This is a genomic window from Flavobacterium caseinilyticum (assembly GCF_004349085.1).
Classification (GTDB): domain Bacteria; phylum Bacteroidota; class Bacteroidia; order Flavobacteriales; family Flavobacteriaceae; genus Flavobacterium; species Flavobacterium caseinilyticum.
This window is the reverse complement of record NZ_SMFM01000001.1, coordinates 661,803-674,711: the sequence shown is the minus strand read 5'-3', so window position 1 is coordinate 674,711 and position 12,909 is coordinate 661,803. Positions and strand designations below refer to the sequence as shown.

Below are 12,909 nucleotides of genomic sequence, written 5' to 3'. Positions count from 1 at the left end.
GAATTTCATTTATTCACCATCTTTAAGCCAACCCGAATACATCACATAATTATTCGAAATGCGTTCAATTTCACCGGCAAAAGCTGATTGATCAATATCTTTCACTTTTTTTGCAGGAACTCCTGCAAAAATACTTCCGGAAGGCACCACTGTGTTTTGAGTAACAACGGCCCCGGCAGCAATAATTGAATTAGTTTCGATAACACAATTATCCATTACAATTGATCCCATCCCAATCAACACATTATCGTGAATAGTGCAGCCATGAACAATGGCATTATGGCCTATTGATACATTATTTCCTATAATAGTTGGATGTTTCTGATATGTACAATGTATTACAGCTCCGTCTTGTATGTTTACCTTATTACCAATTCTAATAAAATTCACATCTCCTCTTATTACGGCATTGAACCAAACACTGCAATCGCTACCAAAAATCACATCACCAATTACAGTTGCATTTTCGGCAACATAACAGTCATCAGGAATCGAAGGCGATTTGCCATTGACAGATTTAATTAGCATAATTGTAATTGATAGTGATTAATTAACTGATGGGCAATAGCAGTCATATTTAACAGGTTTACAAAATAAGTCAATACCTAATGTGATTTGGTGATAACCACCATTATCAAACTTAACAGCGCCTGATAACTGAGAGTATGTGTAAGCCAGCATAAAATTTTTATAATTAACACCCACAATTGGTGTTATATATTGCAAATTTTGTTTAGAAACGGTCGTGCCATCAAGATATTCAGCTCCATCAAAACTTCTTCGATACGATAATCCTGCCCAAAGCCTTCCAAAATCTAAATTTTTATAGGCTTTAAAATTTATGTCAATTGATTTCTCAGTAGTTTTTTCAACCATCTGAAATAAAAGAGAAGGTTCAAATAGTATTTTCTCTCTATTTCCAAACACATATCCGGCACTCAATAAATATTTTCTTAAATTATCACTTTCGTACTCTGTATATATTTCTCTTCGGGTTTCAATTGCGTTTTTGACTGTCGCGTGCGCATAAAAATTCAAAAAATTATACGAAGCGCCTACATCTACATTGAAATACGCGTCTTTTTGAACCACAGTCCCATCAATGATTGGATCGAAATCGCCAGATTGAAGAAATTCGGTTTCGTCTAATTGACTTTGGATTAAACCGGCACTGATACCAAAAGACAACTGATTCAAATCGATCTCATCTCTTGAAAACATTAAATGATACGCGTAAGTCAGTTTGACTCCTTTTTGGGAATGATACCCATTTTTATCATTAAAAAGAATAATCCCCGCTCCTGCCTTTTCACCTATTCTGCCGTTGAAACTTAATGTCTGCAACTCCGGCGCATCCTCCTGATCAAACCATTGCTTTCGACCAGTCACCCTAAGTTTTGCACAATTAGCCGCACCAGCCATCGAGGGATGAATTAAATAATAATTATCTGATAAATAATCCGAATAAACAGGGATTCCTTCTTGTGAAAAAGAATAGTGAGAAATAAATAAAAGAGCAGCTAAAATCTTAATTTTATTATACATTTAAATACTTTTTTAGTAAAATAAATAATTCTTAATCAATACGAAGTATCATAAAACATGGCCAAATTCTTAATCAAAAAATTAAACTAAAGTTAATTTATTCATTAAAAAACCAAATATAGGTATTCGTAGAAAATAACTTTACTAAATTTGTAAAAATTTCAAAAGTCATGAGCAAAGTTACCATAAAAGAAACACAAAACCCAACCATATTAAAGTTCGAATTCGAGGATTTTATTACTCAAAATGCAAGTTATGAATTCAAAAACATAGATGAAGCGAAAACTTCTCCACTTGCCCAGCAGCTCTTCTATTTACCGTTTGTGAAAACTGTTTATATTTCGGGAAATTTTATTGCAATCGAGAAATATAATATTGTTGAATGGAATGATGTTAAAGATGCTGTAGCAGAGCAAATGGAAACGTTTGTAAACGATGGCGGAACCATTATCGAAATAGACGAAAACAAAAGCAAAATACAACCCGTGACAGTTTATGGCGAAACCACTCCAAATCCCTCAGCCTTAAAATTTGTGGTGAGCAGAATGCTGACCAAAAACGCTATTGAATTCAAAAATATCGATCAAACTGCTGCTTCACCGTTAGCCAAAGAACTTTTTAAATTTCCTTATGTAAAAGAAATTTTTATTGATGAAAACTATATTTCGGTAACCAAATATGAAATCAGTGAGTGGCAGGAAATAACCCTAGAATTAAGAAGTTTTATCAAACAATATATTGAAAACGGCGGAACTGTATTAGATGAAAATTATGTCGCTACGGTAACAGCTGAAGAAAGTACAAAAGCTAAAGATTTTGATAATCTGGACGTGACCTCTCAGCAGATCATCAACATATTAGAAGAATACGTAAAACCTGCCGTGCAAGCTGACGGAGGTAACATTGCTTTTGATTCTTACAATGAAAGTGAAAAAACAGTAAAGGTGATTTTACAAGGAGCTTGCAGCGGCTGTCCTTCTTCGACTTTCACACTCAAAAGCGGTATTGAAAACATGTTAAAAAGCATGCTGAACGATGAGGGTATCAAAGTTGAAGCAGTCAATGCATAAGAAGTAGAAAATTTATTTGCCTGATATTGTTATAGTTAAGCGAAAATTTTTAGTTTTTTGGATGGAATTATTAAATAAATTCGGTAAATTTATATTTCACTTAATAAATAGAAATCATGTCAGTATTAAAAGTAATCGAAATACTTTCCAACTCAGAGATAAGTTGGGAAGATGCTACTCGCAAAGGCGTTGCTAAAGCCTCAAAATCTGTAAAACACATCCGTTCAGTTTATGTTCATGAACAAAGTGCGAAAGTTAGCGACGGAATTATCACAGAATTTAGAGTGAATCTAAAATTAACTTTCGAACTCGAATAGATTAATTAAAAAAAAGACAATTTAAAGCGTTTCCTTGGAGACGCTTTTTTTATTTTCAAACCATTTAATGGCTTTAAATAATTACCATTTTGACCCTAAATTTGCTTTTTATTTTAAAAATGTTCTATTTAATAATTAGGACGAAAGCTATAGTTTTTTAAGGCAAATATTTAAAAGATTTTCAAAAATCCCAAAATAATTAATGCTCCCCTCTTTAGATTCTCGAAACCAACAAAACTGTGGTTCCCCCAGAAAAACTGCATGTGTTAGATCTCAAATACTGATTATCAACAAATTATTAATGAATTAATAAAGAAACCGAAGAAAAATTTGATTAATATTGTATGACTAATCAAACAAAAAAACCATGGGACTTACTTCATTTTTTAAAAAATTATTTGGCTCAGCCAAAGAAACTGCCAACGAATTAGCAGAAAAAGCGGAAACAACTTTTGATAAAGCAAAAGAAACCGCAACACCTTATCTGGAAAAAGCAGAAACTTTTGCAGAAGAAACTTTTGAAAAAGCCAAAGACACCGCAACACCTTATCTGGAAAAAGCAGAAACTTTTGCAGAAGAAACTTTTGAAAAAGTAAAAGAAGCAGCTGCTCCAATTATTGAGAAAGTGGAAGATTTTACCGGGCACAATAAAGAAAAAATTAGTACAAAGACGGAGCCAGTAGCCAATAAAGCGGAAGATTTAACTAATGAAGCACAAACTGCTGTTTCAAATACTATCGAAACCGTAAAAGAAAAAGCACATACAACTTCTGAAAAAGCAGCAGATTTACCAAATGATGCACAAACTGCTGTTGCAAACACTACAGGAACCGTAAAAGAAAAAGTGGATTCAATCGCTGATCAAGCAGAAGAATTGATTGATGATGCTAAAACTGATGTTTCAAATACTATCGAAACCGTAAAAGAAAAAGCACATACAACTTCTGAAAAAGCAGAAGATTTACCAAATGATGCACAAACTGCTGTTGCAAACACTGTAGAAACCGTACAAGAAAATGCGAATCCAATTGCCGATAAAGCAGAAGATTTAATTACTGAAACTAAAACAGCTGTTTCAGATACTATTGAAACCGTAAAAGATAATGCGGATGCAACTGCTGATAAAGCAGAAGATTTAACTAAAGATGCTAAAACAGCTGTTTCAGATACCATTGAAAACGTAAAAGAAAATGCGGATACAACTGCTGAAAAAGTTGAAGATTTAACCAATGAAGGCATAACCGCAGTTTCAAACACAGCTGAGGCTACAAGTAAAAAAGCAAGTTTGTTGAAAGAAGCTGAAGAGGAAGAAGAAAAGTTTCCGAGAAAAAACATAAATAAAACAGAAGAAGACAGCGATTAATTTACTGAAAAAGAATTTATTCGTATTTTTGTCTTTCAAATTTAACCTTCTCCTTCTGAGAAGGTTTTTTATTATATATAAAATGAATTTAAATCCGGATCAAATTACTAATTACGCCAACACTTTTATAAAAGTATTAATTGACTATTCCCCAAAATTAATTTCTGCATTTATAATATTATTTGCCGGACTTTATATCATCAGGCTTATCAATCGATTCATCAGAAGCATAATGGTGAAAAGGAATTTAGATCCTACACTGACGCGATTTCTTGCCGATATCTTACTTTGGGTATTGAGAGTAGTATTGTTTGTGTCTTTCATCTCAAAATTAGGTATTGAAACCTCGTCTTTTGTCGCCATTTTGGGTGCTATGGGACTTGCGGTTGGTTTATCTCTACAAGGTTCCTTATCGAATTTCGCAGGCGGAATGTTGATTATTCTTTTCAAACCATTTCAAGTAGGAAATACTATTGAAGCACAAGGAGTAACTGGAACCGTTTGTGAAATACAAATTTTTGTAACTAAATTAATAACGGCTAACAATCAGACGATTTTTATACCAAACGGCTCCTTGTCAAACGGGAACATAATCAACTATTCACTACAAAATTTTAGGAGAGCAGATTTAACCATTGCTATTTCTTATGAAACCGATATTAAAAAAGTAAAAGAAATAATAACAGCCGTTCTAGCTAATAATCCAAAAGTTCTTAAAATTCCCGCAGCTGAAGTTTCCGTTAAGAACTTAACCGACAGTGCTATTCAACTTGCTGTGAGACCTTGGGCAACAAATGAAGATTTTTGGGGAGTCTATGCTGACACTCTTGAAAATTGTAAACAAGCTTTTGATGCGCAGGGAATTGTCATTCAGCCCTATGTAAGGGAATCTTCCAAGAGCAGTTCTTAAGTAAAAATATTATTTCTTTGGAGCGGTTATCAGAAAATCTTTCAGATAAAATGGCTCAAAATAAGCTACATCAACCGTTTCATTTCTTTTGTATTTTTCATAGCTTAACAGACTCATTTCATGAGCAGAAGGGTATTTTATGTTCTCCAAGAAAATATGATTTTTAGCAGTCAAAACCGACTTGCATTTTTCAGCGCAATCACCAACAAAATAAAGTGTTTCCTGCAGATCTTCAAACGAATTTTCAGTAATTATTTCGGCAAGAACTTCTCGTTTGCGTTGAAAATCTGACGTATGAATAGCGCTGTACACTTCCATTCTTTTGGCATCAATCATTGGAATAATCAAACCGTCTGAAATAATAACTTTCGATGCCAAAACCTGTAATGTATCAACGGCAATCAACGGTATATCCAGTGCAAAACAAAGCCCTTTAGCAGCCGAAACTCCAATTCGAAGTCCCGTGTAAGAACCAGGACCCTGACTAACGGCTATAGCTGACAAATCGTTAAGCGTAATCCCCGCTAATTTTATAATCTCTTCAATGAAAACATGAAGTCGTTCGGCATGGGAGTACCCTTCTTCTGCAATTTCTTTGCAAAAAACTGTTTTTCCTTCTTTTGCAAGAGCAACAGAACAGTTTTTAGTAGCAGTTTCAATATTTAATATATACGACAAAATAATTTAATATATTAGGTTTAAAGTTAAGGTGACCACTTGAAATTTATAATCTGAAGCAACTACTTCTTAACTTCTGTATTTGTTTTTAACGTTACTTTATCCCCTGAATTCAAATCTTTGGACACAGTAGAATATGGCCCGGTAATTACCACGTCGCCTTTTTTAAGACCTGTCAACACTTCAATATTCGTATCGTCCTGAATTCCTGTTTTAATAATTCGGATTTTAGCCTTATCCCCTACTTTTACAAATACACATTCGAATTTTTTATCGCTTTTTGACGCGGTTCCTTTTTGTTCTTCATTAGGATCTAAAACTTTAATATCTTTTACGGCAGCAGTATCTGATTTGATTACAACAGCGCTTATTGGCACTGCTAAAACATTGCTTTTCGTTTGTGTAATGATATCCACTGTTGCAGTCATTCCAGGTCTAAAAGGTGAATATGTATCTGGCTTGCCTTCTAGTAAATCTTCGTATGATTCTTTGACAATTCTGACCTTGACTTTAAAATTGGTAACTTGATCTGCCGTCAATGCAGAACTCGCCGAGTTAGAAATACTGGTTACAACACCTTTAAATTGTTTTTTCAAATAAGCATCTACTTCAACATTCGCTTCATCTCCTACCTTAATTTTTACAATATCGTTTTCATTTACATCAACTTCAACTTCCATGTTGTTTAGGTTCGCAACTCTCAAAATTTCCGTTCCGGTCATTTGTTGTGTTCCAAGAACACGTTCACCTAATTCTACATTCAGCATAGAAATAGTTCCATCTGCAGGAGCATAAATAGTAGTACGCCCTAAATTGTCTTTGGCCTCATTTACCGTTGCAGAAGCACTTTGAACATTAAAATAAGCACTTTGTTTCGCTGCTTTTGCCACCTCATACGATGCAAGAGCTTTATCCCAGTCTGCTCTCGAGATAATTCCTTTTTCGAATAGCGTTTTGTTTCGGTCGTAATTGGATTTCGATTCCTTAAACGAAGCATCCGCTTGGCCTAAATTTGCTTTGGTTCCAGATAAATTTGACACTGAACGTCTATAACCCGAGGTATATAAGTCTGGATTTATCTTGACTAGTAAATCTCCTTTTTTCACGACTTGACCTTCTTTTACATTTAAAGAAATAATTTCACCGGAAACTTCTGAGGAAATTTTAACTTCGATTTCGGGCTGAATTTTCCCTGTCGCCGAAACTGTTTCGACAATAGTGATGGGCGTAACTTGGGCAATTTCAATTTCAGTCCCTTTATCCTTATTTCCGATTACTCCCGTTTTTGAAAGGGTGATCAATGTAGCAATGATTATTATTGCTCCGCCTATTAGAATATAAATTGTTTTCTTTGACATGGTAAATTAGTTTTTGATAAGAGGAATTCCAAAATAAAATTCCACTATTTTTATTTTAAATATATAATCGTATTTCGTTCTGATAACTTCTGATTGGGCATTAGTCAATAAGGTCTGCGATTGGTTGAAATCAAAAGAATTCATCAAACCTACATCGTACCTTTCCTTGGCATAATTATAAGCTCCCTGTCTTGCCTCAAGCGCAGTCACTGCCGATTCGTAGGCTTTCAAAGCGCCTTTAGCATCCGTAAATGCCGTAAAAACATTTCTTTGCAAATCTAATTCTTGTTGCTCAACTGCAATTTTTGATCTTTCAAAATTTACTTTAGATCGCTCCACATTATTTCGAACCGAAAACCCATTGAAAATTGGTACGGATAGCTGTGCTCCAAAAGATTGCCCTTTATTGTCGCCAAACTGGGTGAAAAATGGTGCTGCTTTTTTTGTGCCAATTATATTTCCCACGTTGTTAAATTCAGGAACATCGGCATACGAAACTCTGCTGTTAAAACTATAAAAACCTTGTAAAGTAGGTTGATAAGCTCCTTTTGCAATTTCTATATTTTTTTGGGCAATTTCTAAATTGGTTTTGGCAATTTTCAACTCGGTTCGATTTTCTACCGCTTGCCCATAAATGGAAGCCGGAGTTTGTGCCAGCATATTATTTTCATCTGTCAGAGTTGATTCATCCATCACATCAAAATTTTCAAAATCTTTCAACTGTAACAATTGAGCCAAACTCAATTTAGAAATCAAAACTGCATTATCCGCTGCAATGACATTTTGATTGTTTAATGCAACCGTCGCTTTTACATCTAACAAATCACCACGAGGAATCGAACCAGCATTAACTAATTCTTCGGAACGGAGATATTGTTTTTCATTGATTCCCAATTGCGCTTGTTGCACTTTTAAATTTTCTTTGTTAAAAAGAACTTGTAAAAAAGCATTGGCAACATTTAAGGCAATATCTTCCTGCATTTTCAATAACTGATATTTCGCTGCTACTATCGAAAGATTGGCTTTGCGCAACGCATTTTGGTTTTGCAGTCCTTTATAGATATCGACTCCCATAGTAGCTCCAGCAGACGTAAATTGGGTAGTTTGATTGCGTAAAAGTCCTGTGGTTATGTCTTGGTTTAAACCAATATTCCAAGAATGAGAAGCACTGGCGTTTAATGACGGAAGGAAATTCCCAAATGCATCTTTTTTATCGATGAGCGCTGTCTTTGAATCCAACTCTGATTGCTTGATCGAAATGTTATTTTGTATAGCATACTTTACGCACTCTTCCAGTGTCCATTTTTTTGATTGTCCCTGAACAGACAAACCAAATAGCATGATAAAAATGAAACTGATCCAACTATTTTTTTTCATATTCTCTGAATGAAAGAGTAGCAAAGGTACTACACATATTTAATATTTTAAAAAACAAAAATCCTTTCCTCCCTTATTTTTTTGCAATCTTTTTGGCTGAAGAATTTAAATCATAAAAGCTACAGCCTTACGGGAATTTACTCATAAGACATGAATGACATGAAAATGTTACAGTTTGTTCTAAAAAAAGAATTGTTTTGTTAATTTTGTTCCGTTAATTAAAAATAAAAATGTTGAAACTACCTTCCACTATACTTATAATTTGCTTTATTTTATTGGTCTCAAGTTGTGCTGTAACTAATAAAATAGACGCTTTGAAACCAGAACCTGATGATGCTGTTCCTTTAGTTTATGAAAATACTCCCTCATTTATAAATATGCCGGTTAGTGTAAAACTAAAAGATATCGAGAACCAAACCAACTCTCTCTTGAACGGACTAATTTATGAAGATAACATTATTGACGACGACGACATCGAAATGAAAGTTTGGAAACTGGCTCCAATAACAATCAAAAATGAAACTGGCGGCAAAATAAGAACCGTTTTACCTTTAAAAGCAATCGTGAAATATAGAATAGGCGCCAAAAAAATGGGAGTCGAAATGTACGATATTCGTGAATTTAATCTTGATGGCGTTGTGACTTTAGTGAGCGATGTGGCTTTAGTAAATTGGAAACTAAATACAAAAACAGAACTAAAATCATTGGAATGGAATGAAAGTCCTACGATGACTATCTTAGGAAAAAATGTTCCTGTTACTTATTTAATTAATCCAGGTGTAAAACTTTTTAAATCGAAAATAGAAAAGAAAATTGATGACGCTATTGCAAAAGCCATGGATTTTAAACCAAATGTTTTGGCTGCATTGGAAAAAATTTGCATTCCTTTTTTAATGAATGACACCTATGAAAGTTGGCTACGGATTGTACCTATTGAAATATACTCGACTAGTGCCAAAATGAAAAATGACTCCTTTGTCCTGGAGATGGGAATGAAATCCAGTATAGAAACAATAATTGGAAAACAACCAGAATCTAAATTTAATGCCTCCAAAATTATTTTAAAATCCGTTACCAAAATTCCGGAAAACATTACCGCAAACATTGTGGCCATGTCCACATATCAAGAAGCGTCAAAAATCATGACAAAGAATTTTGCGGGACAGGAATTTGGGTCTGGTTCTAAGAAAGTAAAAGTTCAAAATGTTGCGATTTGGCACAAAAAAGGAAAAATGATAATTGCTTTAGATGTAATAGGATCTGTAAACGGAACTATTTATTTAGCCGGTTTTCCACAATATAATGACAAGACTAAGGAAATATATTTCGATCAACTGGATTATGCTTTGGATACAAAAAATAAATTGATGCGAACTGCAAATTGGCTGGCGCAAGGATTAGTACTCAAAAAAATTGAACAAAGTTGTCGCTACTCCATAAAACCAAACCTCGATGAAGCTCAAAAAAGCATGATGATGTACTTAAAAAACTATTCCCCTTTGCAAGGTGTTTTTGTAAATGGAAAAATGGAAGAGATTCAGTTCCAAAAAATTCAACTGACGAATCAGGCCATCATTGCATTTATAAAAGTAAAAGGAATTATGAATATTTCCGTTGATGGATTGAAGTAAAAACACCTTACTCAAACCTCCCCAAGGAAGATGAAGCAATTGTAATATAATGGAATTGAAGGTTTGCTTGTGAATTTTTTTAACGTTAAGATTTATTCTTTTTCATTCGATAAATCGCATAACCAATTCCTGCAACCAAAATATAGGGAATTACCATTAAATAAACGATTCCGTCATTTACAGCAGCTGCTTGCGTTGTGTTTCCTTCACTTGTCAATGCAGCGCGGCACATAGCACATTGCGCATTTGCAGACATCGAAAAAAAAGTGAAAATAAGAAGAAACATATAAACATTCAACTTCTTGATTCTATTCTTGGCTCCTAACTCTTTATTCTTGGATTTAATAGACATAATAGGGTGAGATCATTAGATAAACAACTACTCCGGTAACGGCAACATACAACCAGATTGGAAAAGTAATTTTGGCAATCTTTTTATGTCTGTCAAAATTTTCTGCCAATGCTCTAACGTAAGTAATCAAAACCATCGGAATAATGGCGATTGATAAAATAATATGGGTGATCAATATAAAAAAATATACATACTTAATAGTTTCTTCGCCGCCAAATTTAGTGGAATCGGAAGTCATATGATATGCAACATACATCACCAGAAAAGCAACAGACAAGGCGATTGCGGATGTCATCAGTCTTTCGTGCAGCTTTCTCTTTCCGTTCTTAATTGCAATTACTGCAGCAATTAATAAAACAGCTGTAATTCCGTTAGTAGTAGCATAAATAGGGGGTAAAAATGAAAGGGGTTCCACATTATAGCCAAAATCTTTTAATTTAACTCCAAAAAGAATGGCAACCGCAACCGGTATTATGATAGATACCGCTATTATTAACTTATTGAATTTTTTTTCCAAAGAATTATCTTCCATTTTTATTCCTGTAATAAAATATTAATATCTTGTTGAATGTTTCTTACTCCCATTTTATCTAATCCATCGTAATATAAAATTGGGTTTCCAAAATCATCTTTTCTACAACGAATATTCCCGTTTTTATCAACCAATGCAAATAATCCCGAGTGTTCAAATCCACCGGCTACCTTTTTATTTTCTCCCGCATAAAGATTAAATCCTTTATTAGCTAAACTAAAAATATAAGCTTTGTCCCCTGTTAAAAAATTCCAATTAGAGGATTTCACCCCTAATAATTTTGCATGTTCTTTTAATACTTGCGGAGTGTCATGCTCCGGATCAATAGTAATAGAAACAATTCCAAAATTAGGATTACCAAAAAACTTTTTTTCAATAAGAAGCATGCTTTCATTCATTTTCGGACAAATCGTCGGGCATGTTGTAAAGAAAAATTCTAATACATACACTTTGCCGTTGTAGGTTTCATTAGTAATTTTCTTATTGTCCTGATTTATTAATTCGAATTTAGGAGCGGGTCCTATTTTTATTAATTTATCTTCATCTGTTGTTTTTGGTATCACTCTGTCTAGACGATCTCCTTGAACCACATTATTGTTTTTAATTCTTTCCACAATTTTTGGCACGGCATAAATCCCGAAAATCAAAATAATGAATGAGATCCCTATGTAAGATTTATTTTTAAACATAAAATATTAAAATTAAATTTTTCTGGTGGCGTTATTGTTCTTTTTGAGAGCTGCACGATATTCATACAGTATTACTTTAAAATCATCAAGCATTTCATTACTCAACTGTGCCGGGTGAAATGTATTATAACCTTCTTTAGTATTCTTCACCAATTTTCGTCCGCGAAGATTTCTCTTTTTATCAATGATATACACTTTAGGCGTTCCTAACTTATCATCCAGTTCCTCCGCCAGTTTTAATTGAGCATAATAGGTTTTGATTTCTTCCGGTGAGGCAAAGACAAAGCGCCACTGCGCGACATCAGTAAAAGCTCCTAACGCATCGACAACTTTTTTCGCGTCCTCTTCAGTTTCCGTTGGACAAATCATCACAAACTGAACATCTTTGAATTCATGATACCTTTGATAAATTTTCTGATTTAGATTGAACAGGTTTCCCCTGTTTTTTAAAAGTTCAGTACCCATAAAACCAAGAATGGTGACTTTACCGTCCAAAGTAACCGTTTTACCGTCTAAGGATTGCCAATTTCCAAAATCAGCTGTATTTGCAGTAATAACAGGCAACTTTGTGAAACTATTTACACCTGACGCAAAAAATAGATACGCCACGATAGGTAAAATAAAAAGAACAAATAGAACAATATTTTTTTTCATTGTAATTTTACTAATTAAAGTACAAAAATAAAAAAAGGTACGCAAAGCGTACCCTCTTATTGAATTAATATGTTGTTAAAAATTCCATTTTATGGTAGAATTTTTAAAAACCTCATATACATAATTACCTTCGGTTAATAAAATGAAGAGTAAATATAATATCAGAAAAATTACTGGAAAAACTACGGCACTTCTTAAAGAACTTTTTTCCCCTTCTATATGCATAAAGGCCCAAACAATGTAATAGGCTTTAAAAATAGTAAGAATATAGAATATCCAATTAAGTAAATTCATACTTAAAAAATCATTCATGAAAAGAAAATCTGGTTTCAAAATCCCCAAATAAACTTCTACTATTGTAACGGCAGATAATATTCCGAAAACTTTCCAGATTCTACCAGTATTTGATACGTGTTCGTGTGACATGATAATT

Annotated in this window: 15 protein-coding genes; 5 read left to right on the top strand and 10 right to left on the bottom strand. The window is 33.7% G+C overall.

Annotated features, from left to right (window positions below):
* Positions 1 to 9: 9 nt before the first annotated feature.
* Together E0F89_RS02970 and E0F89_RS02965 are read right to left on the bottom strand one after the other, a co-directional pair.
* Positions 10 to 528, bottom strand: a complete 519-nt coding sequence (locus E0F89_RS02970; RefSeq protein ID WP_131908364.1) for a gamma carbonic anhydrase family protein — start codon at positions 526 to 528, stop codon at positions 10 to 12.
* Between the two features lie 18 nt (positions 529 to 546).
* Positions 547 to 1,545 (bottom strand): PorP/SprF family type IX secretion system membrane protein, encoded by a 999-nt coding sequence (locus tag E0F89_RS02965; RefSeq protein ID WP_131908363.1) that lies wholly within the window; start codon positions 1,543 to 1,545, stop codon positions 547 to 549.
* Positions 1,546 to 1,715: 170 nt separating this feature from the next.
* Between E0F89_RS02965 and E0F89_RS02960 the strand changes: the two genes are divergently transcribed.
* The 4 genes from E0F89_RS02960 to E0F89_RS02945 all read left to right on the top strand — a co-directional run bounded on the left by E0F89_RS02960 (position 1,716) and on the right by E0F89_RS02945 (position 5,205).
* Positions 1,716 to 2,615 carry a NifU family protein gene (locus tag E0F89_RS02960; protein ID WP_131908362.1) on the top strand — a complete coding sequence of 300 codons (900 nt, stop codon included), beginning with the start codon at positions 1,716 to 1,718 and terminating at the stop codon, positions 2,613 to 2,615.
* A gap of 116 nt (positions 2,616 to 2,731) precedes the next feature.
* Positions 2,732 to 2,932, top strand: coding sequence for a dodecin family protein (locus E0F89_RS02955; protein WP_131908361.1), 201 nt, complete (start codon positions 2,732 to 2,734; stop codon positions 2,930 to 2,932).
* 367 nt (positions 2,933 to 3,299) lie between these two features.
* Positions 3,300 to 4,295, top strand: a complete 996-nt coding sequence (locus E0F89_RS02950) for a hypothetical protein (protein WP_131908360.1) — start codon at positions 3,300 to 3,302, stop codon at positions 4,293 to 4,295.
* 82 nt (positions 4,296 to 4,377) lie between these two features.
* Complete coding sequence (locus tag E0F89_RS02945) at positions 4,378 to 5,205, top strand: mechanosensitive ion channel family protein (RefSeq protein ID WP_131908359.1); 828 nt, start codon at positions 4,378 to 4,380, stop codon at positions 5,203 to 5,205.
* A 9-nt stretch (positions 5,206 to 5,214) separates the two neighbouring features.
* Here the strand turns inward: E0F89_RS02945 and tsaB are convergent, their stop codons facing one another.
* The 3 genes from tsaB to E0F89_RS02930 all read right to left on the bottom strand — a co-directional run bounded on the left by tsaB (position 5,215) and on the right by E0F89_RS02930 (position 8,618).
* Positions 5,215 to 5,883, bottom strand: coding sequence for a tRNA (adenosine(37)-N6)-threonylcarbamoyltransferase complex dimerization subunit type 1 TsaB (gene tsaB, locus E0F89_RS02940; protein WP_131908358.1), 669 nt, complete (start codon positions 5,881 to 5,883; stop codon positions 5,215 to 5,217).
* Between the two features lie 62 nt (positions 5,884 to 5,945).
* Positions 5,946 to 7,241, bottom strand: coding sequence for an efflux RND transporter periplasmic adaptor subunit (locus E0F89_RS02935; RefSeq protein WP_131908357.1), 1,296 nt, complete (start codon positions 7,239 to 7,241; stop codon positions 5,946 to 5,948).
* A gap of 6 nt (positions 7,242 to 7,247) precedes the next feature.
* Positions 7,248 to 8,618 (bottom strand): TolC family protein, encoded by a 1,371-nt coding sequence (locus E0F89_RS02930; RefSeq protein ID WP_131908356.1) that lies wholly within the window; start codon positions 8,616 to 8,618, stop codon positions 7,248 to 7,250.
* 230 nt (positions 8,619 to 8,848) lie between these two features.
* Between E0F89_RS02930 and E0F89_RS02925 the strand changes: the two genes are divergently transcribed.
* Positions 8,849 to 10,249 (top strand): DUF4403 family protein, encoded by a 1,401-nt coding sequence (locus tag E0F89_RS02925; RefSeq protein WP_131908355.1) that lies wholly within the window; start codon positions 8,849 to 8,851, stop codon positions 10,247 to 10,249.
* A gap of 85 nt (positions 10,250 to 10,334) precedes the next feature.
* Here E0F89_RS02925 and E0F89_RS02920 read toward each other — a convergent pair whose 3' ends face one another.
* The 5 genes from E0F89_RS02920 to E0F89_RS02900 all read right to left on the bottom strand — a co-directional run bounded on the left by E0F89_RS02920 (position 10,335) and on the right by E0F89_RS02900 (position 12,902).
* On the bottom strand, positions 10,335 to 10,601 hold the full coding sequence (locus E0F89_RS02920) for a hypothetical protein (protein WP_394345961.1): 267 nt from the start codon (positions 10,599 to 10,601) through the stop codon (positions 10,335 to 10,337).
* The gene (locus E0F89_RS02915) at positions 10,591 to 11,133 is read right to left on the bottom strand and encodes a DUF420 domain-containing protein (RefSeq protein WP_131908354.1); all 543 of its coding nucleotides are present in this window, start codon (positions 11,131 to 11,133) and stop codon (positions 10,591 to 10,593) included. The genes E0F89_RS02920 and E0F89_RS02915 overlap by 11 nt, the downstream gene beginning before the upstream one ends.
* A 2-nt stretch (positions 11,134 to 11,135) precedes the next feature.
* The gene (locus tag E0F89_RS02910) at positions 11,136 to 11,822 is read right to left on the bottom strand and encodes an SCO family protein (protein ID WP_131908353.1); all 687 of its coding nucleotides are present in this window, start codon (positions 11,820 to 11,822) and stop codon (positions 11,136 to 11,138) included.
* Between the two features lie 12 nt (positions 11,823 to 11,834).
* Entirely contained in the window at positions 11,835 to 12,476 is a 642-nt protein-coding gene (locus tag E0F89_RS02905; RefSeq protein WP_131908352.1) for a thioredoxin domain-containing protein, read from the bottom strand.
* Positions 12,477 to 12,551: 75 nt separating this feature from the next.
* Entirely contained in the window at positions 12,552 to 12,902 is a 351-nt protein-coding gene (locus E0F89_RS02900; protein ID WP_131908351.1) for a cytochrome C oxidase subunit IV family protein, read from the bottom strand.
* Between the last annotated feature and the right edge of the window lie 7 nt (positions 12,903 to 12,909).